Source organism: Catenuloplanes japonicus, assembly GCF_000717135.1.
Lineage (GTDB): Bacteria > Actinomycetota > Actinomycetes > Mycobacteriales > Micromonosporaceae > Catenuloplanes > Catenuloplanes japonicus.
In genome coordinates, this window is the sequence record NZ_JNXY01000017.1 from 128,163 (window position 1) to 151,535 (window position 23,373).

The following is a 23,373-nucleotide window of genomic DNA, read 5'->3' on the forward strand; positions in this document are numbered from 1 at the left end:
GGCGCGCCTGACGCCCTCTTCACGATCCCGTGGGTACGCGACCACGAAGCGCTACCGGATCCGCTGCCTTGATGACTACTGAAGTAGTGCTGAACTGTGACTGCAACCGCCGGCGAGTCGGTCCCTTTCTCGGAGTTGCCTCGCCGGCCCACCGAGACGGCCGAGCGCGCCAGCTGCCGACCGCGTGGCGCCACACCGCCGAGATCCACGCCGACCCCGATCTCCTTCGCGCCCTGACCGAACGCGACCTGGGCGATGTCGGCGGTCACCCGAAGAAGACCGAATAGTTCGACGCGGAACGGCCTCCCCGGCGACTCCCCGCCGTCCATATCGGGCCGGGCTGGGATTCGGAGCTTTCCGGCGTACCCCCGATGGTCAGGGGTGGAGGTTCTCGAGATCCTCCAGGAGGGAGGGGTGGGCGGGCTTCCAGCCGAGCGCGTCGCGGGTGTGGGTGCTGGAGGCGGGCTGGTCGGTGGCGAAGATCGCGGCGAGGGGGCCGTAGGTCTCGGCCGGGACGGGCTGGACGGGCAGGCCCAGGCGGCGGCCGATGACGGTGGCGATGTCGATGACCCGGTCGCCCTCGTCCGCGACGGCGTGCCAGGCGGTGCCGGCGGGGGCGTGCTCGAGGGCCAGGCGGAACAGGGTGGCGGCGTCGCGGGCGTGGACGGCGGGCCAGCGCTGGGTGCCGTCGCCGGGGTAGCCGGAGATGCCGGTCTGGCGGGCGATCCGGGTCAGCATGCCGGCGAAGCCGCCGTCGCCGTCCAGGTGGACGGTGCGCGGCAGACGGACGGCGGAGCTGCGGACGCCACGGGTGGCCAGCGCGAGCGTGGCGGTGACCGCGAGGCCCCGGCCGCCGACCACGCCCTCGGTGAAGGTGGGGTCGGCCTCGGTGGCGGGGCGGCCCGCGGCGAACGGCGTGCCGGAGACGGTGACGAACGGGCGGTCGCTGCCGGCCAGCGTCTCGCCGATGGCCACCTGCGCGGCGGTCTCCTCGGCGACGCACCGGGCGACCGCCTCGGGGCTGCTGAAGTCGTTGCCGAACGCCAGGTGGATCACCCCGTCGGCGCGGTCGGCGCCGGCGCGGAGGACGTCCAGGTCGGCGATGGCGCCGCGGATCGGCTCGGCACCGGCGGCGGACGCGGTCCGCGCGGAGGCGTCGGAGCGGGCGAGTGCGAGGACGGTGTGGCCGTTGCCGAGCAGCTCGGCGACGACGGCGGAACCGATCAGGCCGGTGCCGCCGGTGACGAAGACGTGCATGGACTACTCCCGGAAGTGATGGGACTCTTGTCCCGTGACACTACCAGAGTGATGGGACAAAGGTGCCGTCACTATGATGGTCGGCATGGCCCGATGGGAAGCAGGCGCAAAGGAACGGCTCGTGCTCGCGGCCGTGGACCTCTTCATCGAGCAGGGCTACGACGACACGACCGTCGCCCAGATCGCCGAGCGCGCCGGCGTCACCAAGAGCACGTTCTTCCGGCACTTCCCGGACAAGCGCGAGCTGCTGGTCGCCGGCCAGGAGGTGCTGAGCCGACTGCTGACCGACGGCATCGCGGAGGCGCCCGCGAGCGCGAGTCCGATCGAGGCGGTCACGGCCGGGCTGGTGCGCGCGTCGGACGCGATGGGCCCGATCAACCGGGAGCTCGCGCCACGGCTGAAGGTGGCCGTGGCCGCGAACGCGGAGCTCCAGGCGCGGGACGCGCTCAAGACCGTCGGATTGACCGCGGCCATGACCGCCGCGCTGGTGGCCCGCGGCGTGCCGGACGCGACCGCGGCGCTCGCCAGCGAGCTGGGCTCGCTGGCGTTCAAGCGCGGGTTCGCCGTGTGGACCGAGGGCGAGCGGGACGACGATGACGGGCTCACGCCGTACACGCTGAAGGCGCTGGCCGAACTGCGGGCCGCGAGCGCGTCACTGGGCTGACCGCGTCACCCGCCGACGGTCACGACCGTGATCCAGTCCGGGGGCGGGGCCGCGCGATCGCCGATCAGGGCCGCGATCACCCGCGCCGCCGGCGGCTCCGACGGCCACGGCGTCTCGCCGTCCGTCAGCACGATGATCACGTCCGGGGACAGCGGCAGCGCGGCCGCGGCCCGGATGCCGACCCGCATGTCCGTGCCCCCGCCGCCGGACAGATCCAGCTCCTCGATCCGCGCGATCCGGCGCGTGCTGGCCACCGCCGCGTCGCAGGCCAGCACCGCGATCCGGTTGCCGCCCACGCCCACCTGCCGCAGTACGCCCGCGATCTCCGCCATCGCCGCGGCCAGGTCGTCGGCGGACATCGAGCCGGACGTGTCGACCACGATCGCGACGCCGGGCATCGGGCGGCGCAGCCGGGGCAGCACCACGCCGCGCTGCGCGGCGGACCGGCGCGACGGCCGGTGGTAGGTGTAGTCGACCGCGCCGGACGCCCACGCGATCGCGGACCGGACCGCGCCGGTGAGTACCTGACGCCAGTCCACGGTCGGTTCCAGGATCTCCGCGGCCCAGCGCTGCCAGCCGCCGGGCAGCATGCCGCGGCCGCGCGCGTGCGCCCGCATCGCCTCCGCGGTCTGCCGGCGGATCGCCTGCGCCTCGGTCTCCCCCACGTCCGGGCCGCCGGGCGGCAGGTCCCACGGCTCGGTGCCGCCGTACGCGCCGGACCCGCACCGCGCGCAGGTCGCCGACTCCGGCACGCCGGCCAGGTACTCCTCGAACAGTTTGCCGTCGTCCAGGCCGAACGTGCCCGGCCGGACGTGGTCGCCGGGCAGCAGGATGCCGTCGCCGGTCAGGTCGTCATTGATCTCGCAGTCCTGCGCGAGGTTGATCCGGGTCCGGTCCGCCCGCATCGTCACGGGCAGCCGGTCGGCGCGGCCGTGGTGGTCGCGCAGCAGGTGGGCGACCTCGTGGATCCACACGCCGGCCAGCTCCGGCACCGGCGTCGCGTCGACGAACGCGGGGTTGACGTAGCAGCGCCAGAACCGGTCCACGCCCATGGTCGGGACCTGCGCGGTCGGCACCACGCGGAGCGCGTAGAGCGCGGTCGCCAGGTACGGCCGGTCGCCGGCGGCCCGGAACCGCGCCGCCAGCAGCCTGATCCGGTCCAGTGTGGTCACCGCCCCAGCACCCCGGAGAGCGCCAGCACCTCCACAAAGGCATCGAGCTGCGGGGGTACGGTCCAGTCGAGCTCGCGCATCACGGCCAGGTCCGTGGCGGCCCGCGCGGCCACGTCCGGGACGCCGGCGTCGACCGCCTTGGCCAGCACCACCCAGCCGGCCTCCCACCGCTCGCGCGTCGGCGTGGCCTGCACGGCCGCGACCACGGCGGTCAGGAACGCGAGCTGCCGGTCACCGCGGTCCGGCAGCGCGAACGTCTCGGGGCGGGCGAGCACGTGGTCCGGGTCCGGCAGGTCCAGCTCCTCGGCGAACGTGAGCAGCTCCAGGCCGGGGCCGTCGCCGATCGCGCCGGTCAGTGCCAGGCCGATCGCGTCCCGGCCGGCGTCGCAGGCGTACCCGAACGCCAGCAGCCGCAGCGCCATCTCCCAGGTGCGCGGCGACGGCCAGGCCCCGCCGCGCGACGCCGCGTCCCGCGGCAGGTGGTGGGCCAGTCCGGGACGCGCGGTGAGGAAGCCGGCCACGATGCCGCGCGCGCGGGCCAGCGCGGCCGGGATCCGCTCCTCGCGCACGGTCGGCACGGTCACGGCCGGCCAGGTGCCGGCGAGGCCGCGGGCGACCGTGCGCGGATCGTGCGTCCAGTGCAGGTGGACGAACCGGTTGGCCAGCGGCGGGCTCAGGTGCCAGCCGTCCGCGGCACTTCCCGGCGGGTTCGCGGCGGCGACGATGCGTACCGACGCGGGCAGGTGCAGGCTGCCGACCCGGCGCTCCAGCACCACGCGCAGCAGCGCGGCCTGCACGGCCGGCGGCGCGGAGGAGAGCTCGTCGAAGAAGAGCAGGCCGGAGCCGGCCGCGGTGGTACGCACTGCCCAGTCCGGCGGCGCCATCGGCACGCCCTGGGTGGCCGGGTCGTCGCCGACGATCGGCAGCCCGGCGAAGTCGCTCGGCTCGTGGATGCTGGCGATCACGGTCTCCAGCGGCAGCCCCAGCCCGGCCGCGAGCTGGCCGAGCGTGGCCGACTTGCCGATGCCGGGCTCGCCCCAGAGCAGCACCGGCAGGTTCGCGGAGACGGCCAGGCCGAGCGCCTCGGCCTGCGCGCTGACGCCGGGCTCGGTGCGGGTCGTGCTGACGGCCGCGACCAGCGCGTCCGCGCGGGCGAGCGGATTCGCCACGATCGTGCCTCCACGGGAATGTCGAACAGGGACGTCAACCGGCGCCCGGGTCGATCTTCCCGCACCGGGGCAAGCGGGTTACGACACCGCCTCGATCACGAAATCCAGCTCGTCGGCACGACGCGACGACCGGATCCGCCCGACCAGGTCCCCCGCCCGCACGTCGGCACCGGCCTCGAGCAGCGCGCGGACCGCCTCCGGTGCCGCGGTCGGGTACCCGGCCAGGGAGAACAGCGGCGTCCGGCCCTGCGCGTCGCGCGTCTCCAGGGACAGCCCGGCGTCACGCAGCCACGGCAGGATCGTCGCCGCGTGCGGGGAGGTGAGCGCGTGCAGCAGTGTCGCGCCGGTCCGGTCGGTGACGTCCGTGCGCGCGCCGGCGTCCAGCAGCACGCGGACCACGGCCGTGGACGCGCCGTACCGGATCGCGGCGAACAGCGGCGTGCGCCCCTGGTCGTCCCGCGTCTCCAGGTGCAGGCCTGCGGCGAGCAGCCGGGGCAGCAGCGCGGGCCGGTCGAGGTGGGCGAGCAGGTGCAGCAGCGTCCGGCCGTCGCCGAGCCGGCAAGCGGCGTCGACGCCGGCGTCCAGCATCGCGGTCAGCGTGTCCGCGTCGCCGTGCAGCGCGGCCGAGATCATCTGGGTGCGCAGGATGCGGAGACGGCGCGGCAGTCGTGCGGACGGGCCGTGGCGCCAGGCCTCCTCGACGGTGAAGCAGCGCGGGGTGGGCGCGCCGAGCGCGCGCATGGCCTGCTCGCGGCGGGCCTCCTCGGGCGCGTGGTCACGGAGGCGGACGCGGCCGTCGCGCCACCCGGCCCGGTGCCATCCCGCGTGGCAGCGGACCCGGATCTCGTCGGTCAGGCCGGTGGGCGCGGGCCGGTAGCCGGTGTCCAGGGCGGGGAAGAGCGCACGGCGTACCAGCGGATGGAGTTGATCCGGCTTGAGACGACCGAGACGCAGCAGCTCCAGGTCGGGGGCGCGGCGCCAGGCGGGGGCGGGCAGTTCGGGCGCTTGCGCCGGCGTGTCCCCGCGGCCGAGGACGCGGGCCGTGTAGCCGTCGTCGACGCGCGCGACCAGCATCGGATCGCGGTAGTACCAGCTGGTGCCCTCGGTCGGCACCAGCGTCACGGCCCGCTGCGGGTCGCCTCCCGCCTCGCTCACGTCGGCCGGCGCTGCCGCACGGGCGCCGTCGGGCACCACCGGCAGGTGCAACCGATCGAGGGCGGCGCGCAGCAGCGGCAGGACCGGGTCCGCGGCGCCGCCGGGCACGGTGGAGCCCGGTCCGATCTCCAGCGTGATGCCGCACGCGGCCCAGGCCTCGGCCGCGCGGCCCGCGTCCAGCAGCACGGTCGTCCACTCGATCAGCGCGACCGGGTCGTCCGGCCGGTCCCCGGGCAGCTCGTCCGGGGCGAGCAGGCGGCCGTCCGGCGCGTGGAACGGCAGCCGGTCCACGCCGCCGGCCCGCGCGAACAGCTCGCCGGCGGCGCGCGCGTCCCACAGGTGCCGGTGCGCGTCCCAGCTGTGCGTGCGGGAGAACCGCGCGGCCGGGCCGAAGCGCAGCCGGGGGCGCCGGCGGGCGTCGGTGATCGCGGGCGTGGTCAGGTAGAGCGCGTCGTCGCCGTATCGGGCCAGCGTGATGGTCATGCGCGGTCCGAGCGCGGTGTGGCTGCCGCCGGACTCCCACGGCAGGTGCCAGCGCAGCAGGTCCGGCGCGAGGTGCCGCAGATCGTCCGCCAGCTGGGCCGCGACCTCGGCGCCACGCGCGCGGCGCACCGCGTCGGCGTCGACCAGCAGATCCATCTGGGCCGCGTCGCAGGCCCCGATCGCGTCGCCGGCTTCACGGCGGGTCGTCGCTTCCAGCACCATGCGCGGGGGTACGGCGTACCGGCGCGCATCCCGCCAGGCCGGGACCAGGGCCCGCAGCGACGCCGGAATCCTCCTCATATCGCCTGCACCCGGTCGTAGGCCACCCGCGCGGCCGCGATCTGTTCCAGGTTGCCGTTGCTCCACGCGATCAGCGGCGCGGCAGCGGTCAGCAGGCTCACGCCGAGCGGGGTCAGCTCATACGTCACATGGGGCGGCATCACGGCGTACACGGTACGCAGCAGGATGCCGTCGCGCTCCAGCCGGCGCAGCGTCACGCTCAGCATGCGCTGACTGACGCCGTCGACCGCGCGTTTGAGCTCGGTGAACCGGCGGGGCCCGTCGCGCAGGTTGGACACGATGTAGAGCGACCACTTGTCGGCCACCAGATCGAGCACTTCGCGCACGTCGCACACGGGTTCGGTGGCGCTCACGGTTACCTCCATGGGACCTGGTGACGCGAATGTGCCTTATTGACCCGCTTCCGGGCCGCTCCCAGGATAGAACAGCGCGGTTCACCTCAGGAACCGAGTTCCTCGAAGGAACTATACGCAATCTTCCTATTTCGGAGTTGATCATGATTGTGGTGAGCGGAGCGACCGGCAACGTCGGCCGCCTCCTGGTCCGCACGCTGGCCGACGCCGGCGCACCGGTGACCGCGGTGTCCCGGCACACGCCCCCGGACGGCGGCATCCCGGACGGCGTCACGCACCACCGCGCCGACCTCGACGACCCGTCGTCGTTGTCCCCCGCGCTGGCCGGTGCCGACGCGTTCTTCCTGCTGGTCCCGGAGGCGGACACGCGTCTCGTACCGGAAGACCTGATCAGAATCGTCACACACGCGGGGGTACGCCGGATCGTGCTGCTGTCGTCGGTGTCGGTCGGCTCGCGCCCGGACGCGACCGGACGCGAGCTGCTGCACCGTACCGAGGAGGCGATCGAGGGTTCGGGTCTGGAGTGGACCCACCTGCGACCCGGCCTGTTCGCCACGCACGCGCTGCACTGGGCGCCCTCGATCCGCGCGGACCGGACGGTCGAGGCGGCGTTCGCCGACGTCGCCCACCCGGTGCTGGACGTCCGGGACCTCGCCGACGTCGCGGCCACGGTGCTGCGCGAGCCCGGTCACGGCGGGCGCGTGTATGTGCTGACCGGGCCGGAGCCGAGCACGCCGCGGCAGCGGGCGGACACCATCGGCACGCTGGTGGGCGCGCCGATCACCGTCGTCGCGCTGACCGCGGAGCAGGCCCGGGAACGGATGCCCGCCTCGATGCCGGCCGCGCTGGTCGACAACGTGCTGGCGTTCAACGGCGCGCCGAACGCGGCGGAACAGGCCGTGAGCCCCGATGTGGCGACGGTGCTGGGCCGGCCGCCACGCCCGTTCGCCGAGTGGGCCGCCCGCAACATCGACGCGTTCAACTGAGGGGGAACCATGACCGACAAGAAGATCATCGCGGTGGTGGGCGCGACCGGCGCACAGGGCGGCGGGCTGGCACGGGCCGTCCTCGACGACTGGGACGGGCCGTTCGCGGTGCGGGCGCTCACCCGCGATCCGGGCTCCGCGCGGGCGAAGGAGCTGGCCGCGCGCGGTGCCGAGGTGGTCGCGGTGGATCTGGACGACGAGGCGAGCCTGCGGGCCGCGTTCGAGGGGGCGTACGGCGCGTTCGTCGTCACCGACTACCGCGCGCAGCTCACACCGGCGCAGCTGGCGGCGCGCAGTCGCGCCCGGCGGGAACGCGACCAGGCCGGCAACGCGGCCCGCGCGGCACACGCGGCCGGGGTCAGCCACGTGGTGTGGTCGACGCTGGAGGACACGCGGCCGCACTTCGCGTTCCTCGGCAGCGAGCCGCCGACGATCGGCGAGGGCTACAAGGTGCCGCACCTGGACGCGAAGGCGGAGGCGAACGCGGTCTTCACCGCGCTCGGCGTACCCACGACGTTCCTGGAGACCTCGTTCTTCTACGAGATGTTCATCCACGCCGGCCTCAGCCCGCACCACGACGCGGACGGCCGGGCCACGCTCACGCTGCCGATGGGTGACAGCGTGATGGCGCTGGTCGCGGCCGAGGACATCGGGCGCACCGCGTACGGCGTCTTCCAGGCCGGGCCACGCTACATCGGACGGACCGTGGGCCTGGCCGGCACGCACGCGACCGGGGAGCAGCTGGCCGCGATGTTCGCGCGGGTGCTCGGCGAGCCGGTCGACTACCGGCCGATGAGCCACGACCAGCTGCGGAACGCGGGCTTCCCGGACGCGGACGAGCTCGGCAACATGTTCCAGTTCTTCACCGAGGCGTCCGCGACCTACGTCGGGAACCGTGACCTGGAGGTGGTGCGCGCGCTCAACCCCCGGCTGCGGACGCTGGAGGACTGGCTGATCGCGCACCGGGAACAGCTGGCCGCGGCGCTCTGAGCCGGCCTGATTCTGGCAATGCGCTTCCTGCCTCGGCGTAGCGATGCCGAGCTTCGGCGTGGCGTTACTGAGCTTTCGGCGTCGAGGTCCGGACCCGCCGCGATCACCGGGCACTCCGTGCCCGAAGATTCGCGAAATAATGGTCCGGCGGCCGACCGTATCCTCGCGCCGAAAGCTCAGTACCCGCCGTAGGCGTTGTCGAGGCCTGCCGGCGCCGGCCTCGATCAGCGCCCGGACGCTGCCGGGCAAGACTCCGAGTTCCGGACCGGGCTTTGCGCGGGCGCGCGTAGCACGTTCAGCTGGTTGGAACGCGCTTACGCCTGGACACCTACAGCTCGGAGCGGGTAGGCGCGTGCTACCGCCTGACGGGCCTGGGCTTGATCTACTCCTGTTCGTTGGCATCGGCCTTGCTGTCGTTGCTGCCGCTGTAATCGTCCGTGCTCCGGGGGTTTTCGCGGCGGTGTTCGCGGGGCGGTGTGACGAGCGCGGTCAGCGTGTCGATGTCGGGTACGTCTCCCGCATGGATGTGGAGGCGTAGGCGCATGGCGAGGCCGGCGGCGTCGAGAGTGGGTCCGTCGTCCGGTATCACGTAGCCGATGCGATTTCGCGTCCACTCGGCGAGTTCCGGCCACTCGAACACCGGTTCGTCCCCGACGGTGTATTTCCGGATCGGGCGCGGTGCGTGCCGTTCGGACAGCGTGCCGGTCAGCCTGGCCCTGAAGTCCTCTACCGCGAGTGCGAATCGGCTGGCCGCTTCCGGGATCGTGACCAGTTCTCGCTGCCCCGGCCGGCACGGCCGTAGCCCGAGTCGTTCCAGGTCCAGTGTGGCGGTGGCGATCGCGCTGGCCAGGCTCGGTGCCGACCGGTCGAAGTGCACCAGGCCGGTGTTCTCTTCCGGGGCGATCTCGACGGCGGACGTGTCGTCGAGGGCAAGGATGCCCATCGTCTGGGTGTCGTCGGGTGCGGGTGCGACCAGCACGCGGAACTGGAAGATCGCCGTCATGCTGTCACCTGGCCCCGTTGTCGCGGTGCGCGGTGGGAGGCATGCCACTGTTGGAACGCCAGCAGTTGGGAGGCGTGCCTCGGTGCGTCCGGCGGGTTGGCGAGCACGGTGATCGCGCGGGCTCCGGTGGCGCATTTCACCCAGCCCCACAACAGCCCGTGGGGGGCCTTTTCCACCGTCAGGCCGGTGCGTCGGCAGACGGCCAGGATGTCGGAGACCAGCGGGACCGGGTGAGCGACTTCAGGGTCTGGCGGGAGGCTGGATGTGTCGGTCTCGTCGTGGCTGTCGGGGTTCGGCAGGCGGTGGCGGGCGTGGTCGCGCCAGTCGGTGGGCGGGCGTACGTAGCGTCCGTCTCCGGGGCGGCCTTCGATGTAGCGGAGTTGCTCCAGAATGAGCATCGCCCGGGTGATGGTCCCGGGCGATGCCTCGTAGCTGCTCTCGAGCGTTCTCGATGAGGGGAGTTTCGCGCCGGGCAGCAGTTCACCGCGAAGGATCTGGTCCCGGATCCGGTTCAACAGCTGCTCATACTTCGGCTGGCCTCTGCCCACAGGCCGAATGTCGGTGTCAGACATCAGATGAGTTCCTCTTCTCGGAGAGTGGAAGGGTGGTGCCGGGTTCAGGGGTAGACGGCGACCGTGTGTGCGGCGACGGCGTCCTCGACACAGCCGGCGATGTACGGGATCGCGTGGGCGGCGGCGCCGGGCCGGGCGCGGGTGGCGATCCCGCGGGTGTTGAGGTTCAGCAGACCGCGGATCTCCGCGTCGCTGAAGTCGAGGTAGAGCGGCGGATACAGGTGGACGGCGTTGACGAGCGCCGCCAACGCGTCCGTGCCGGGCCGGCGGGTGAAGTTCCGCCGGGCCGAGGTCGCGAGGACCAGGCTGCGAAGGGCGGCCCGTGGCGCGCCGACGGCATGCGGGTCGTTGAGCCGGTGTCCGGTGCGGCGGAATCGGCGTCGGTGTTCGCGGATGGTGCCGGTGGCGATGAGGGCGGCTTGGGTGCGGTCGTACATGGTGGGGCTGATCTCGTAGAGCAGGTCCCGGATCCAGTCGTGCAGGAGCAGATCGATGATGGTGGCGCCGGCGAGGGCGTAGTCGAGCAGCGCGGGATGCACGTGCGGCGCCAGGTTCCGGTCTTCGTCGTGGGCGAGGAAGAACAGCCGGTCTCGTACCGTCGCGTGGGTCACAGTCCCGTAAGCCAAGAGATCAGCGACGGTTAAAAGCTTCCGTAACCCTGTCACGGTCGCGGAATTGCCGGACATTCGCATTCCCTTCAGTTCGCAATTCTTGGTTCAGGTCTCAAGGGAGTCAGACATCGACCTCGGACGCATACGATCAGCCGCGATGAGGTCGCACCTGCGCCAACTCATCCAGGATTCGTGCCGTAGGTGGTATCTCAACTCCACTTCTTCGGTAGCAAAACATCGACAAGCGCTAGTGAAGATCGTGCTTTGCCAGGCGCAGCCGGGGAACGCGAAGACGTAGCGGTCTTGTGTTGCTCTCGTGGCGATGGACTGCTGCGACTACTAGGCTGGCGACTGCTGCAACCGCGCCGGGCCGACCATTTCGGAGCTCTTGATGGCATCGACTGATCTAGCTCAACTTCCGCGACGTCCAAGCGAGAGTGCTGGCGGCGGCCAATGCCGGTAGTAGGCAGATGGACCGGCCGGGAGGCAGCCGCGTTACGACAGACCCGCCGGATGAGCATTCGCGCGTACGCGGCTCATCTCGGGCTCTCCACCTCCACCGTCCTGAACTGGGATCGGCGCGGCACACTCGCTCGGCTGAACACCGAGACTCAGCAGCTCCTGGACATCGATCTCGAACGCGCGCCGGAGGACGTCCGGATCAGATTCCACGCCGAGGTGGGTGTGATGCCCGCCCAGCAGGACCCGGTCTCGGACATCACCTTCCCGGACGCGCAGGCAGACGCGGAGGAGAAGGATCCCATGCGGCGACGTACCGTACTCGCCAGCCTCGTCACCGTCATCACCACGCCGATCACCACGCCTGCGAATGGTCAGCTCGATCTGGACAAGGCATCTGGTCTGGTGGTGAAGATCCGTCGCGCCTATCAATCCAGCCGTTATCGGCAGGCACTGACAATGCTTCCACCTGCACTGAGCGCGCTCGCGTCAGGTGCGCACGATGACGCACGTGCGACGGCTCTGACTTCCGAGGCATACCAGGTGGCGAGCGGCCTGCTGCTGAAGTTCGGCGATCCTGTCCTGGCGGCGATCGCCGCCGAGCGCAGCATCACCGCGGCCCGTGCCTGCGGAGATCCACTGGCCGTTGCGAGCAGCATGCGCGCGGTTGCACACGGGCTCCTTGCCGGTGGACACGCCGCTCACGCTTCTCGCGCCGCCGAGACCGCGGCACACAAACTCGCAACCACGATCAAGATGAGAAGCGCTCAGGAATTCTCCGTCTACGGCGCGCTCCTCCTGCGCGGGGCCGTCGCGGCCGCCCGTTCCGAAAACACGAACGCGGCGGGAACGCTTCTCGATGAGGCGTCGCTAGCGGCCCGGCACACCGGCCCTGACGGGAATGCCCGCTGGACAACCTTCAACCCGACGAACGTTCTCATCCATCGCGTCGGCGTGGCGGTCGAACTCGGCGATGCGGGCGCGGCGATCCGTCTCGCACAATCGATCGACCCGACTGCGATTCAGGTCCCGGAACGCCGCGCCATGCTACTGCTGGATACCGGCAGGGCCTTCATTCAGTGGGGGAAGTACGAACGCGCGTTCAGCGCCATTCAGTCCGCCGAGGAACAGGCGCCGGAGGAAGTCCGCACCCGTCGATCAGTCCACCTCATGCTCCACGACATTGCCCGACGCAGTCCTCTATCGATGCAACGCCATGTCCGCACCTATATCGAGTCGCTCGGAGCTTCGGTGTGAGCGCGCAGTCTACGGGTCGGACTCTGTGCGTAGTGGCGGCTGGAGCGGGTCCTGCCGGGCGGGTCGGCGAGCTGATCGGGATGGCGCAAACCGATGGGTGGACGGTCCACGTCGTGGCAACACCGGCCGGCAGAGCCTTTCTCGACGTGGATGCCATCGCCACCCAGTGCGGGTTTCCCGTACGAAGTGACTATCGCGCCCCTGGGGACGGCGGGCCCCGTTCAAGCCATGCGGACGCGCTCATCGTCGCCCCGGCCACCTACAACACGATCAACAAACTCGCACTCGGAATCAACGACACCTACGCGCTCAACGTCGTGGCGGAGGCGATCGGGCTCGGCAGGTCCGTAGCCGTGTTGCCGTTCGTGAACACAGCCCTCGCAGCCCGACGTCCCTTTTCGCAGGCGGTCGCATCGCTGCGGGCCGAAGGCGTCCACGTCGTGTTCGGCCCTGGCCAGTGGATGCCGCACGCACCCGGAACTGGTAATAGCGTCACCGCCACGGTTCCCTGGGACCTCGCCCTGGCTGCCGTGTCCTCGGACTGCTCGGCATGACGGCGGATGTCTGGAGCAGGTTCCCGGTGGCTGCCGAGGCTGATCCGGACATGGTGTCGGGACGATCAGCGGTAGACGCTCGCGATCGCGCGGACGTCCGGCGCCGGCGCGGAGACCGGGGACAGCGTGGTCGCGACCGCGCGCTTCATCCGGCGTGGCACGCCGGAACCGAGGCCCAGCTCCTCCAATGTGCCCGAGGCGGCCGCGGCCGTGACCAGCAGTCGGGCGCCACGGCCGGTCACGCCGGTGTGCCGCAGGTCCAGACGGCGCAGGCCGCTGGCCGGCAGCGCGTCGGCGAGCGCGGCCGCGCCTGCGTCGCCCACCTCGTTCGGCTCGGCCATCAGCACCCGCGCGGACGGCGGGCGGGCCAGGTCCAGCACATTGATCCGGTGCAGGCGGGCGGCGAGCGCCCGGACCCCGGCGACGCCGATCCCGTTACCGCCGAGCCCGAGTTCGACGCTCCGATCGGCCACGCTCTGACTGCTCACATCGTCCAGTGCCGCCGCCAGCGCATCCGCGCCCGCATCGCCGATCCGCCCCGCAGCCGTGAACAGGCCAACGATCCCGGCATCCCGGATCAGGTCCGCCATGATCTCGGCCTCGGCCGGCCCGAACGCGTTCCCGCCCAGATACAGCCGTTCCAGCGGCGCACCTCGCTCCTTCAGCGCCCCGGCCAGCACCCGCAGTCCGGCACCCGTGATGCCGGTGTTGGTCAGGTCGAGCGTGCGCACGGTCGTGTTGCCGCGCAACGCCTCCGCGACCCGCCGCACCCCCTCGTCGCCGATCGGGTTCCGCTTCAGCCACAGCGCCCGGACCGTCCCGTCGTCCGCGATCCGGTCCGCCAGCGGCGCCACGCCGGCCGCGTCGATCAGGTTGCAGCCGAGATACAGCGTCTCCACCCGATGATCGGCCGGCAGCGCGCCGACCAGCGCCTCGACGCCGGCCGCGCCCAGCCCGTTCGTGCCCAGCAGCAGGTGCCGCGGGTGCGCGGACGCGACCGCGGCGGACAGCACGCGCCGCACCTCGAGCGGACTCAGCGACTGTTTGCACAGGTCCAGGCGGCCGTCGGGCTGCACGGTGCCGCGCGGGAACGTCAGCGTGCCCGCGATCGGCGCCGGATCCGCGAGCCGGGCCAGCAGCGCGTCCAGCGGGCCGTCCACCACCGGGATGCCGGGCGTGAACACCGGGCAACGGACGTTCACCACTGCGCCTCCCGATAGTCCTTGAGGAACACGCCGTGCACCGGCTCCCCGCGCACGCCCCGCACGATCGGATCGTAGACGCGCGCCGCCCCGTCGATCACGTCCAGCGGCGGCCGGAAGCCCGCCTCGCGCTGTGCGGTCTTGCCCGGGTGCGGGCGCTCGTCCGTGATCCAGCCGGTGTCCACGCTGCACATGTGGATGCCGTCCGCCGCGTATTCGGCCGCGACCGTGCGGGTCAGCATGTTCAGCCCGGCCTTGGCCATGTTCGTGTGCGGGTGGCGCGGCGTCTTGTAGGGCCGCTGGAAGACACCCTCCATGGCGGAGACCTGCACGACGTACCGATCGGGATGCGGGCTTTTGATCATCAGGGGTTTGAGCCGCCCGGTCAGCAGGAACGGCACGAACGCGTTGATCACGTGCGTCTCCAGCCACTCGGCCGGGCTCACGTCCGCCACGCCCAGCACCCAGCTGTTGACGCCCCGCAGATCGAGCGGTTCCCCGGTCTCGTCCCTCAACCCCACAGGAAAAAACGCCTCCATGGGTACGAGTGGTGCGCTCCCGATTCCGGCCGTGTCCGCGGCGTGGGAGATCGGCGGCGCGTCTGCGCGGGGGGACGCCGGCCCATCGACGCGGATGATCGACCGGTCGCCGATGCGGGTGATCGGCTGGCCGTCGGTGCCGGCGATCGGCCCAGCACCGGTGGCTATCGGCCTGCCGCCGGTGCCGGTGATCGGACCGCCGCCGCTGGCTATCGGCCCGACACCGGTGCCGGAGATCGGGCTGCCGCCGGTGCGGGTGATCGTCGCGGCCGGGCCGGTGAGGGCCTCGTGTTCGGCGGCGCGGACCTCGCGGTGATATTCCGGCGGGCGGCGGATCGTCTGCGCCGCGTTGTTGATCAGGATGTCGAGCGTGCCCCATCGCGCCTCGACCTCCCGCGTCAGCGCGAGCACGCCGGGCAGGTCGAGGAAGTCCGCGCCGTGGATCCACAGCTGGTCCAGCCACTTCGCCGCGTCCGGCACCGCCCCGAACCGCCGCGCCGCGTCCACCGGGAACCGCGTCGTGACCAGCACGTCCGCGCCGTCGCGCAGTGCCTTCAACGCGGTCTGGAACCCGATCTTGATGCGCCCACCGGTGATCATCACCCGGCGGCCGGTCAGGTCCGCGCGCGCGTGCCGCCGCTCCAGGTTCTCGACGGCGCAATCCGGGCAGAGCAGGTGATATTCGGTGTCGACGTCCCGGTAGCTCTGCTTACACACGTAGCAGCGGCGGCCGCCGTACAACCGCCGCTCTTCGCTCTTCCGGGTTTCCGCCGGCGCCGGCGTGGGATTCTCGTCGTGGAATCGGGTGGCCGTGGCCAGCAGTGCCAGGTCCCGCGCGCGCCGCTCGGTGTGCCGTGCGGCCTTCCGCTGCTTCTTCCCCGCGCGATACGCCAGATCGACGGCCGCCCGCACCTCCGCCAGCGCCGGATCCGCCGGATCCTCGGTCAGCGCGGCCAGCACCCGCAGGCACGCCGCCAGCTCGTCCGCTTCAGGTCCCACAGTTCCCGCCCTTCCGACCTACGGGCCCCCCTTCAACCACGAGATCTTAACCGCTACCGGGACGGTCGTCAGGTGCCGTCACCGCTGGTCAACCGGCCGCGGACCGGAACTCGTCGATCAGGCGGGTGCGTGCCTGATCGCCATGATCCGGGCCGCGTTCGGATTGACCTGCTCCTGATGCGACCGTCGGGAATCGGGAGCAGGTCCGATGTGGATTCATCGGTCGTCGGCGTGGTCGTCGCACCGACGGGAGCCGTGAACGCCGCCCACGGCGTTCACGGCGGCAAAGTCGCCGTCACGCGTGCCGGAGACGGTGCAGCCGCCGCCGTGCCGACGACGCCGCTAAGGCTTGTTCACGGCACTGCCGTGCCGGATCGGCATGGGTGCTGCCCGGCGACCGCGTACACGAGGGGCCGAGCGAGATCTCCGACCCGGCGGCCGCCCCGGGCGTTCCTGACACGGACGTTCCCCGACGCGGAGCTGCCCGACGAACTGCCGACCGAACGGGCGCGGGCGTTCTTCGTCCCGGCCGCGGCGCCGGACGGCGTGCTGCTCATGCCGCCGTCCGGCAAGCGGGAGTTCGCCCACCTGCACGACGACGGCAGCCTGCACCTCGCGCTCCCGGCCAGGGCTCGTGCCCGGCAGGTGGTACGCGCGGCCTACGACTACGCCATGGGCACGTGCTGATACTCGCCCGCGTCTCACCAGATTGGACCCGTATGCGTCACTTCACCCGGGCCGTCACCGCGGCCGCCGCCTCTGTCCTGGTCAGCATCACCGCCGCGGTGGCCGCGACGCCGGCGCAGGCCGCGGCCGGCAGGCCCACCTGGGAGTGTGCCGTCGAGGTGCAGTTGCTCGGCCACGACTGCGCCGCCCGTGTCCTCGGTGTCCGGGGCGAGCTGGACACCTGGGAGTGGGGCTCCACGCGCGACGGCACGGTTTCGGAACGCGGCCTCCGGGAGTGGGTCGAGTCCCACGCCTGACCGGCCGCACGACGATCGGCCGCCGCGCCGGCACCACGCGCCGCCGTGTCGGGTCCCGACGGACCGGCCGGCGGCGGCACTCAGGCCTTGTGCTGGGCGGAGGACCGAGCCGGGTTCGACTGCGCGGTGGCCTTGGGGTCCTTCTCGCCCTGCTTCGCGCGTACCCCTGCTTCGATCTTGTCGCCCAGGTCCTTGTCGACGTGGCGCCAGTAGTCGAAGGCGCGCAGCAGCACCGGCTCGCTGACGCCGTTGAGCAGGTGGCCGACGATGTTGGTCACCAGGCGGTCCCGGGCGGCGTCGTCGAGAACCTCGCGGACCATGGTGCCGGCCTGGCTCCAGTCGTCGTCGTCCCGGCGCAGCGTGTAGGCGGTGCGGACCATCTCGCCGTCGGCGTGCCAGGTGCCGCCGTCGTCGGTCAGGCCGGGCTGGGCGCGCGGGCCGCCGTAGGAGTTCGGCGCGTAGACCGGGTCGGTGACGTTCCGGACGCGCATCGCGCCGTCCTTGGAGTAGCTGTGCACCGGAGCCTTCGGCGAGTTGACCGGGATCTGCCGGTAGTTGACGCCGAGCCGCGCCCGGTGCGCGTCGGCGTAGCTGAACCCTCGGGCCAGCAGCATCCGGTCCGGGGACAGCCCGGTGCCGGCGACGATGTTGTTCGGCTCGAACGCGGCCTGCTCCATCTCGGTGTGGTAGTCGGTGACGTTCCGGTCGAGCGTCAGCCGGCCCACCTCGCGGAGCGGATAGTCGGCGTGCGGCCAGACCTTGGTCAGGTCGAACGGGTTGTACCGGTAGGTCTTCGCGTCCTCGAACGGCATGATCTGCACGTGCAGCGTCCAGGACGGGAACTCGCCGGCCTCGATGTGCTCGAACAGGTCACGCTGGTGGTAGTCGGTGTCGATCGCGGCCATCTGGTCGCCCTCGTCCTGGGTGAAGCACTCGATCCCCTGGTCCGTCTTGAAATGATATTTCACCCAGAAACGCTCTTTATCCGCGTTGATCCACATGTAGGTGTGGCTGCCGTACCCGTTCATGTGCCGCCAGCTGCGCGGGATCCCCCGGTCGCCCATCAGCCAGGTCACCTGGTGGGCCGACTCCGGCGACAGCGTCCAGAAGTCCCACTGCATGTCATGATCGCGCAGGTTGTTCGCCGCACGCCGCTTCTGCGAGCGGATGAAGTGCTGGAACTTCATCGGATCGCGGATGAAGAACACCGGCGTGTTGTTCCCGACGATGTCCAGGTTGCCCTCGTCCGTGTAGAACTTGACCGCGAACCCGCGCGGGTCACGCCACGTGTCCGGGCTCCCCCGCTCCCCCGCCACGGTGCTGAACCTGATCAGCACCTCCGTCTCCCGCCCCGGCGCGAACACGCCGGCCCGGGTGAACGCGCTGACGTCCTGCGTGGTGGTGAACCGGCCGAACGCGCCGCCGCCCTTCGCGTGCGGCTGCCGCTCCGGAATCCGCTCCCGGTTGAAGTTCGCCATCTGCTCGATCAGATAGTGGTCCTGGAGCAGCAGTGGCCCGTCCGGCCCGACGCTCAGCGAGTGCTCGTCACCGGCGACCGGCACCCCCGCGTCCGTGGTGGTCGGCGGCCGTTCCTGTGCGGTCATGCGAAGCCCCTTCCCAAGGTTCCGGGTTCGGTTCAGGTATTCCGCAGCCGGCCCGCCCCAAACCGGAGACCGGCCGGTTTCCGGACGGACCGTCACCTCTTCCGGGTCACAGGGAGTCTGTCCGTGCGAGGCTGGTCCGATGGGAGCCAAGTCGGAGGTGTCGGTGACGTGGGCCCAGGCGCTGGCCTGGCGGCTGCGCCGGCATCTGCTGGATCCGGTCGGAGCGGCGTCGGTGGCCGAGGTGGTCGGCCGGCTCGGCGCGGTGCTGTCGATGGACGAGTCACTGGCCGACCTGGCCGTGCGCACCCGCTGCCCGGCAGCGCCCCCGGATGCGCTCGCCGACGCCCTGACCAGCGGCGACGTGATCAAGGCTTTCGCGTTCCGCGGAGCCGTGCACTACCTCTCCCCCGCCGACGGCGGCATCTACCTGGCACTCCGCGCGGCCGGCCGGCAGTGGGAACGGCGGAGCTGGGCCGAGCACTACCGGCTCGCCCCCGCGGACTGGCCGGACTTCCGGGCCGCGGTGCGTGCGGCCCTGAGCGACGGACCACGCACCGTCGCGGAGCTGGGCCGTGAGCTGTCGAAACACCGCGCGTACCGGCATCTCGGGCCGGTCTTCGACGACGGCGCGGGCACGCTGATCAAGCCGCTGTGCTGGCAGGGAGACGTGAGCATCGGACCGCCACGGGACGGACGGCTCACCCTCCAGCGGCTGGACACCAATCCACGATGGCCGGGCATTCCCGATCTCGACGAGGCCGGACCGGCCGCCGTCCTGGCGTACTTCCGCACCTACGGGCCGGCGCCGATCGAGAACCTGCACTACTGGCTCGGCAACGGCCTCAGCGCGGGCGGCAAACGACTCGACGCCTGGATCGATCGGCTCGGTGACCGACTGGTCGCGGTGGACGTCGAGGGAACCACCGCGCACATCGCCCGCGAGGATGCCGACGCCCTCCAGAAGACAGCCCCGTCGGAGGAGGTGCGGTTCCTCCCCGGGCACGACCAGTGGGTGATGGGCCCCGGCACCAAGGACCCCCACGTCACCCCGCCGCAGCTCCGTGACCTCATGACCCGCAAGGCCAACCCGGTCGTGGCCGGCGGTGTGGTACGCGGGACATGGACCCGCAAAGGCGACGAGATCACCGTCAGCCGGCCCGACGAGCGCCATCGTCAGTGGCCCGCGATCGAGCGGGAGACCGGTCGTCTGGCCGCCGTGCTCGGTCGTGACCTGCACGCGATCCCGGCCGCATGACCCGGCCAGCTCAGGACCGGCGGCGGAAGGTGTTCACGTCCGGTCCGGGCCCGACCAGCCGCTGGGCCCGGCTCATCGCCGCCGTTGTCGTGGCCGCCCCGGGCGCTCGGCCCGTCCGGTCAGAACAGCTGGCCGGCAGGGCCTGCTTCGGGGCCTGGGCCGGCTTCAGCGCGCCATACATCTATATGATGCCGGGCCCACGACGGTGCCGCCGGGGATGTCGGCCATGGCGGCGTGCAGGCTCGGTCGTGCCCCGGCGGCGGACGACGCGACAGCGGGGTTCCCAGCCGCAGCGCGGTGGGCATGAGTACGCGCCCCACCGACCAGGATGTAACCAGGGTCGCCACCACCGTGCTCGCCGAGCTGCGCACCACCGTCACGAACCTCTGATCAGGCCCAGAATGGTGGAGCCGGCCGGATTCGAACCGGCGTCCTCCAGATCGGGTACGGGCGCGACGACCTCTGCGCTACGACTCCACCACCGCGGAGGATAGCAATCAGCGCTCACCCGCCTTCGCGCGCTGGATCAGGGTGTAGACCTGGGCGCGCAGCGCGGTGAAGCGCGGGGAGGCGCGGGTGGTGAGCTGGTCGCGGGCGGCGGGCAGGTCGATGGGGAGGTCGGCGAGGATCTCGGTGGGGCTGCGGGACAGGACCAGCACGCGCTGGCCGAGGTAGACGGACTCGTCGATGTCGTGCGTGACGAACAGGACCGTGATGCCGAGACGATGCCAGAGCGCACGGATCAGGTCCTCCAGCTCCGCGCGGGTCTGGGCGTCGACGGCGGCGAACGGCTCGTCCATGAGCAGCACGGACGGCTCGTAGGCGATGGCGCGGGCGATCGCGACGCGCTGCTGCATGCCGCCGGAGAGCTGCCACGGGTGCGCGTTGCCGCTGTCGGACAGGCCGACCGCGTCGAGCGCCTCGTCGACCCGCGCGCGCCGGGCGGGGCGCGGCACGCCCTTCTCCGCGAGCGGCAGCTCCACGTTGCGGCGCACGGTCAGCCACGGGAAGAGGCTGCGACCGTACTCCTGGAAGACGACGGCCATGCCCGCGGGCGGTGCCGTGACCGCGGTGCCGTCGAGGTGGATGCTGCCGCCGGTGCCGGGCATCAGGCCGGCGATGCAGCGCAACAGCGTGGTCTTGCCGGCTCCGGACGGGCCGACCACGCAGACGAACTCGCCGCGCCCGATGTCGAAGGTCAGATCACGAACGGCCTCGACGGTACGCCCAGGGCTGCGATAGGTCTTGGCGAGCGCGTCGACCGACAGGACGGTGGTCATGAGTCGGACCTCCAGGCGAAGAGCCGGCGTTCGGCGAGGTGGAACAGGGCGGACAGGGCCACGCCGAGCAGGCCGAGCAGGATGATGCCGGTCCACATCTGCGGGATCGCGAACCCGCGCTGGAACTGCACGACGGCCGCGCCGAGCCCACGGTCCGCACCGAACATCTCGCTGATCACCATGAGGATGACGCCGAGCGACAGGGCCTGGCGGGCGCCGGTGACGATGCGCGGGGCGGCGCCGCGCAGCACCACGTGGCGCAGGACCGCGAGGCGGCCGAACCGGTATGACCGGGCGGTGTCGCGCAGCACCTCGTCGACCGCGCGCACGCCGTCGACCGTGTTGAGCAGGATCGGCCACAGACAGCCGAGCGCGATGGTGATGATCTTCGAGGTCCACCCGGTGTAGCCGGCGAACAGTGCGATGACCGGGATGAGGACGGGCGGCGGGATCGCGCGGAAGAACTCCAGCGCCGGTTCGCAGCAGGCGCGCAGCGTGGCCGAGGAGCCGATCGCGACGCCGAGCGTCACGCCCGCGAGCAGCGCAATCGTGTAGCCGAGCGCGAGCCGGGCCAGGCTGGGCAGCACGTCGTGCAGGATCGGGTCGAGCGTCCAGGTCGCCGGGAACGTGCGGGCGATGACGGACAGCGGCGGCCAGAAGAAGCTGGTGCTGCCCGCGGAGAGCAGCCACCACACCCCGATCAGCACGGCGGGCAGCCCGAGGCGGCGGATCACAGGTCTCTCCGCACCGAGGTGTGCCAGCGCAGGACGCGGCGCTCGACCGCGCGGGCGGACAGGTTGACCACGACGCCGATCAGGCCGACCACGATGACCAGCGCATAGGTCTCCGCGACCGCGCCGGAGCTCTGGGCGACGCCGATCGCGTGGCCGAGGCCGGGCACGCCGATGACCAGCTCGGCCGTGATCTCCAGGATCAGCGCGACGGCCGCGGCCAGCCGGAACCCGGTCGCGGCGTAGGGCAGGACCGTGGGCCAGACGACCGTGCGCAGCGTGCCCCAGCGCGAGAAACGGTAGGAGCGCGCGGTGTCGCGGACGACCGGGTCGACGTCCGCCGCGCCGTAGAGCACCTGGATCAGCACCTGCCAGAACGCGGCGTAGACCACCAGGACCAGCGCGGACTCGGGCCGACTGCCGTAGACCAGCACCACCAGCGGAATCAGCGCGACGGACGGGATCGGCCGCAGGAACTCGATGGTGGACGCGGTCGCGGCGCGCAGCACCGGCACGCTGCCGATGACCATGCCCGCGACGACGCCGGCGACCATGGCGAGCGCGAGGCCGAGCGCCCAACCGCGCGCGGTCTGCCCGAGCACGGTCCAGAAGCCGCCGGTGGCGAGCTGGGCGCCGAGCGCGCGGGCGGTGGTGCCGAACGGCGGCAGGAACCGGCCGTCGACCAGCCCGGCCCGCGGCAGCGCCTCGAGGAGCGCCATCACGACGAGCAGGCCGGCGGCGCCGAGCAGCGGGCGTCTCATGGCAGCAACACATTCAGGTCCGGCGCACGCGGGAGCAGGCCGTCCTTCTGCGCGAGGTCGGCGAGCCGTTGCACGGAGGCACGATCCACCGTGGACGGCCACTTCGGCAGCACGAGCGCGGCCTGCACGGCGGGGTCGATCTTCGTATACGTCGACAGCGCGGCACGGGCCTCGTCGGGGTGGGCGGACGCGTACTCCATGGACCGGGTGATCGCGGTGGTGAAGGCCCGGACGACGGCCTGGTCCTGCTGGCTGCCGGTGAAATACAGGCCGACGGTGAGGCCGGGGGCGGTGCCGGCGTAGTTGGAGACCACCTGCCGGTCGCCCTGCCCGGTCGCGATGGTCAGGAACGGCTCGACCAGCTGCCCCGCGTCCACGTCGCCGCGCGCGATCGCGGGCGCGATGTCCGGGAACGGCAACTCGACGTAGGTGATGGCGGACGGGTCGCCGCCGTCGGCCGCGACCACGTTGCCGACCGTGGTGGTGTTGATGTTTCGCAACGTGTTGACCGCGACCTTCTTGCCGGCGAGGTCGCGCGCGGTCTTGATCGGGCTGTCCGCGGCGACGACCACGGCGCCGAAGTCCTTCCCCGGCTCGCCGGTGGAGGCGACGCCGGACGCGACGGCCTTGACCGGCAGGCCCTGCGCGGACGCGAGCAGCAGCGACGTGGTGTTGCTGAAGCCGAACTGGAACTGGCCGCTGACCACGCCCGGCACGATGGCGGCGCCGCCCTGCGCGGTCTGCAGCTCGAGCTCGAGCCTCTGCTCGGCGAAGAAACCCTTCTGCACGCCGAGGTAGACGGGGGCGACGTCGACGATCGGGATGACGCCGACGGTGATCTTCGTGAGGCCGTCCTCGGTGACGGACGGCCCTGATCCACAGGCGGCGGCGGTAAGCATGACGGCGACGGCGAGGACGAGACGACGGATCATGAGCCCTCCCAACAGGACGGTGGGACCGACGCGCCGAACGTTACACACATTGTCAACAATCCTGAAGACAATATTGACGCCAATCTCGGAAGAGGGTAGACA

General features: G+C 71.8%; 23 protein-coding genes and 1 tRNA gene. 8 read left to right on the forward strand and 16 right to left on the reverse strand.

Annotation, left to right across the window (positions count from 1 at the left end; all coding sequences use genetic code 11):
- Positions 1-375: 375 nt before the first annotated feature.
- Positions 376-1,257, reverse strand: coding sequence for an SDR family oxidoreductase (locus OP04_RS24000; protein ID WP_033342057.1), 882 nt, complete (start codon positions 1,255-1,257; stop codon positions 376-378).
- Positions 1,258-1,342: 85 nt separating this feature from the next.
- Here OP04_RS24000 and OP04_RS24005 point away from each other — a divergent pair, with 85 nt between their 5' ends.
- Positions 1,343-1,921 carry a TetR/AcrR family transcriptional regulator gene (locus tag OP04_RS24005; RefSeq protein WP_033342167.1) on the forward strand — a complete coding sequence of 193 codons (579 nt, stop codon included), beginning with the start codon at positions 1,343-1,345 and terminating at the stop codon, positions 1,919-1,921.
- Positions 1,922-1,926: 5 nt separating this feature from the next.
- On the opposite strand, the gene OP04_RS24010 is transcribed toward OP04_RS24005, so the two are convergent.
- From OP04_RS24010 to OP04_RS24025, 4 genes are all read right to left on the reverse strand, one after another.
- On the reverse strand, positions 1,927-3,093 hold the full coding sequence (locus OP04_RS24010) for a vWA domain-containing protein (protein WP_085066714.1): 1,167 nt from the start codon (positions 3,091-3,093) through the stop codon (positions 1,927-1,929).
- Positions 3,090-4,265, reverse strand: coding sequence for an AAA family ATPase (locus OP04_RS24015; RefSeq protein WP_033342058.1), 1,176 nt, complete (start codon positions 4,263-4,265; stop codon positions 3,090-3,092). The genes OP04_RS24010 and OP04_RS24015 overlap by 4 nt, the downstream gene beginning before the upstream one ends.
- A gap of 75 nt (positions 4,266-4,340) precedes the next feature.
- Positions 4,341-6,200 carry an ankyrin repeat domain-containing protein gene (locus OP04_RS48590; RefSeq protein ID WP_157240251.1) on the reverse strand — a complete coding sequence of 620 codons (1,860 nt, stop codon included), beginning with the start codon at positions 6,198-6,200 and terminating at the stop codon, positions 4,341-4,343.
- The gene (locus tag OP04_RS24025) at positions 6,197-6,553 is read right to left on the reverse strand and encodes a winged helix-turn-helix transcriptional regulator (protein WP_033342059.1); all 357 of its coding nucleotides are present in this window, start codon (positions 6,551-6,553) and stop codon (positions 6,197-6,199) included. Before OP04_RS24025 ends, OP04_RS48590 begins: the two co-directional genes overlap by 4 nt.
- Positions 6,554-6,696: 143 nt before the next feature.
- Between OP04_RS24025 and OP04_RS24030 the strand changes: the two genes are divergently transcribed.
- Both OP04_RS24030 and OP04_RS24035 read left to right on the forward strand, forming a co-directional pair.
- A complete protein-coding gene (locus OP04_RS24030) occupies positions 6,697-7,539 on the forward strand; it encodes an NAD(P)H-binding protein (protein WP_033342170.1) in 843 nt (280 codons plus the stop codon).
- A 9-nt stretch (positions 7,540-7,548) separates the two neighbouring features.
- Positions 7,549-8,529 (forward strand): NmrA/HSCARG family protein, encoded by a 981-nt coding sequence (locus tag OP04_RS24035; protein WP_033342060.1) that lies wholly within the window; start codon positions 7,549-7,551, stop codon positions 8,527-8,529.
- Positions 8,530-8,911: 382 nt separating this feature from the next.
- On the opposite strand, the gene OP04_RS24040 is transcribed toward OP04_RS24035, so the two are convergent.
- From OP04_RS24040 to OP04_RS24050, 3 genes are read right to left on the reverse strand one after another with little or no spacing between them, the layout of a single operon-like run.
- Positions 8,912-9,532, reverse strand: coding sequence for a hypothetical protein (locus tag OP04_RS24040; protein WP_033342061.1), 621 nt, complete (start codon positions 9,530-9,532; stop codon positions 8,912-8,914).
- Positions 9,529-10,104, reverse strand: coding sequence for a winged helix-turn-helix domain-containing protein (locus OP04_RS51155; protein ID WP_063746673.1), 576 nt, complete (start codon positions 10,102-10,104; stop codon positions 9,529-9,531). The genes OP04_RS24040 and OP04_RS51155 overlap by 4 nt, the downstream gene beginning before the upstream one ends.
- Positions 10,105-10,148: 44 nt before the next feature.
- Positions 10,149-10,715: a GPP34 family phosphoprotein gene (locus tag OP04_RS24050; protein WP_033342062.1), complete on the reverse strand. Its 567-nt coding sequence runs from the start codon at positions 10,713-10,715 to the stop codon at positions 10,149-10,151.
- Positions 10,716-11,228: 513 nt separating this feature from the next.
- On the opposite strand from OP04_RS24050, the gene OP04_RS24055 reads away from it, so the two are divergent.
- Positions 11,229-12,431: a hypothetical protein gene (locus OP04_RS24055; RefSeq protein WP_051798828.1), complete on the forward strand. Its 1,203-nt coding sequence runs from the start codon at positions 11,229-11,231 to the stop codon at positions 12,429-12,431.
- 32 nt (positions 12,432-12,463) lie between these two features.
- Entirely contained in the window at positions 12,464-12,985 is a 522-nt protein-coding gene (locus OP04_RS24060; protein WP_232323719.1) for a flavoprotein, read from the forward strand.
- A 65-nt stretch (positions 12,986-13,050) separates the two neighbouring features.
- Here the strand turns inward: OP04_RS24060 and OP04_RS24065 are convergent, their stop codons facing one another.
- Positions 13,051-14,190: a leucine-rich repeat domain-containing protein gene (locus OP04_RS24065; RefSeq protein WP_157240253.1), complete on the reverse strand. Its 1,140-nt coding sequence runs from the start codon at positions 14,188-14,190 to the stop codon at positions 13,051-13,053.
- On the reverse strand, positions 14,184-15,725 hold the full coding sequence (locus OP04_RS24070) for an SDR family NAD(P)-dependent oxidoreductase (RefSeq protein WP_033342064.1): 1,542 nt from the start codon (positions 15,723-15,725) through the stop codon (positions 14,184-14,186). The genes OP04_RS24065 and OP04_RS24070 overlap by 7 nt, the downstream gene beginning before the upstream one ends.
- 366 nt (positions 15,726-16,091) lie before the next feature.
- Between OP04_RS24070 and OP04_RS24075 the strand changes: the two genes are divergently transcribed.
- Positions 16,092-16,412 carry a luciferase domain-containing protein gene (locus tag OP04_RS24075; RefSeq protein WP_033342065.1) on the forward strand — a complete coding sequence of 107 codons (321 nt, stop codon included), beginning with the start codon at positions 16,092-16,094 and terminating at the stop codon, positions 16,410-16,412.
- A 32-nt stretch (positions 16,413-16,444) separates the two neighbouring features.
- Positions 16,445-16,708 (forward strand): hypothetical protein, encoded by a 264-nt coding sequence (locus tag OP04_RS24080; RefSeq protein WP_033342066.1) that lies wholly within the window; start codon positions 16,445-16,447, stop codon positions 16,706-16,708.
- Between the two features lie 80 nt (positions 16,709-16,788).
- Here OP04_RS24080 and OP04_RS24085 read toward each other — a convergent pair whose 3' ends face one another.
- Positions 16,789-18,312 carry a catalase gene (locus OP04_RS24085; RefSeq protein WP_033342067.1) on the reverse strand — a complete coding sequence of 508 codons (1,524 nt, stop codon included), beginning with the start codon at positions 18,310-18,312 and terminating at the stop codon, positions 16,789-16,791.
- Between the two features lie 139 nt (positions 18,313-18,451).
- Here OP04_RS24085 and OP04_RS24090 point away from each other — a divergent pair, with 139 nt between their 5' ends.
- Positions 18,452-19,567 carry a DNA glycosylase AlkZ-like family protein gene (locus OP04_RS24090; RefSeq protein WP_033342068.1) on the forward strand — a complete coding sequence of 372 codons (1,116 nt, stop codon included), beginning with the start codon at positions 18,452-18,454 and terminating at the stop codon, positions 19,565-19,567.
- A gap of 402 nt (positions 19,568-19,969) precedes the next feature.
- Here OP04_RS24090 and OP04_RS24095 read toward each other — a convergent pair.
- From OP04_RS24095 to OP04_RS24115, 5 genes are all read right to left on the reverse strand, one after another.
- Positions 19,970-20,044 (reverse strand) — tRNA-OTHER (locus OP04_RS24095).
- 20 nt (positions 20,045-20,064) lie between these two features.
- Positions 20,065-20,847, reverse strand: coding sequence for an ABC transporter ATP-binding protein (locus tag OP04_RS24100; protein ID WP_033342069.1), 783 nt, complete (start codon positions 20,845-20,847; stop codon positions 20,065-20,067).
- Positions 20,844-21,581: an ABC transporter permease gene (locus tag OP04_RS54780; protein WP_232323720.1), complete on the reverse strand. Its 738-nt coding sequence runs from the start codon at positions 21,579-21,581 to the stop codon at positions 20,844-20,846. Before OP04_RS54780 ends, OP04_RS24100 begins: the two co-directional genes overlap by 4 nt.
- The gene (locus OP04_RS54785; RefSeq protein ID WP_033342070.1) at positions 21,578-22,339 is read right to left on the reverse strand and encodes an ABC transporter permease; all 762 of its coding nucleotides are present in this window, start codon (positions 22,337-22,339) and stop codon (positions 21,578-21,580) included. The genes OP04_RS54780 and OP04_RS54785 overlap by 4 nt, the downstream gene beginning before the upstream one ends.
- On the reverse strand, positions 22,336-23,271 hold the full coding sequence (locus OP04_RS24115; RefSeq protein ID WP_033342071.1) for an ABC transporter substrate-binding protein: 936 nt from the start codon (positions 23,269-23,271) through the stop codon (positions 22,336-22,338). The genes OP04_RS54785 and OP04_RS24115 overlap by 4 nt, the downstream gene beginning before the upstream one ends.
- Positions 23,272-23,373 lie beyond the last annotated feature (102 nt).

What these genes read in the sequence shown, in the direction of transcription:
- OP04_RS24000 (WP_033342057.1), bottom strand. Translation starts at nt 1,257, where the DNA reads ATGCACGTCTTCGTCACCGGCGGCACCGGCCTGATCGGTTCCGCCGTC.
- OP04_RS24005 (WP_033342167.1), top strand. Translation starts at nt 1,343, where the DNA reads ATGGCCCGATGGGAAGCAGGCGCAAAGGAACGGCTCGTGCTCGCGGCC.
- OP04_RS48590 (WP_157240251.1), bottom strand. Translation starts at nt 6,200, where the DNA reads ATGAGGAGGATTCCGGCGTCGCTGCGGGCCCTGGTCCCGGCCTGGCGG.
- OP04_RS24030 (WP_033342170.1), top strand. Translation starts at nt 6,697, where the DNA reads ATGATTGTGGTGAGCGGAGCGACCGGCAACGTCGGCCGCCTCCTGGTC.
- OP04_RS24035 (WP_033342060.1), top strand. Translation starts at nt 7,549, where the DNA reads ATGACCGACAAGAAGATCATCGCGGTGGTGGGCGCGACCGGCGCACAG.
- OP04_RS24040 (WP_033342061.1), bottom strand. Translation starts at nt 9,532, where the DNA reads ATGACGGCGATCTTCCAGTTCCGCGTGCTGGTCGCACCCGCACCCGAC.
- OP04_RS51155 (WP_063746673.1), bottom strand. Translation starts at nt 10,104, where the DNA reads ATGTCTGACACCGACATTCGGCCTGTGGGCAGAGGCCAGCCGAAGTAT.
- OP04_RS24055 (WP_051798828.1), top strand. Translation starts at nt 11,229, where the DNA reads ATGAGCATTCGCGCGTACGCGGCTCATCTCGGGCTCTCCACCTCCACC.
- OP04_RS24080 (WP_033342066.1), top strand. Translation starts at nt 16,445, where the DNA reads ATGCGTCACTTCACCCGGGCCGTCACCGCGGCCGCCGCCTCTGTCCTG.
- OP04_RS24085 (WP_033342067.1), bottom strand. Translation starts at nt 18,312, where the DNA reads ATGACCGCACAGGAACGGCCGCCGACCACCACGGACGCGGGGGTGCCG.
- OP04_RS24090 (WP_033342068.1), top strand. Translation starts at nt 18,452, where the DNA reads ATGGGAGCCAAGTCGGAGGTGTCGGTGACGTGGGCCCAGGCGCTGGCC.
- OP04_RS24100 (WP_033342069.1), bottom strand. Translation starts at nt 20,847, where the DNA reads ATGACCACCGTCCTGTCGGTCGACGCGCTCGCCAAGACCTATCGCAGC.
- OP04_RS54785 (WP_033342070.1), bottom strand. Translation starts at nt 22,339, where the DNA reads ATGAGACGCCCGCTGCTCGGCGCCGCCGGCCTGCTCGTCGTGATGGCG.
- OP04_RS24115 (WP_033342071.1), bottom strand. Translation starts at nt 23,271, where the DNA reads ATGATCCGTCGTCTCGTCCTCGCCGTCGCCGTCATGCTTACCGCCGCC.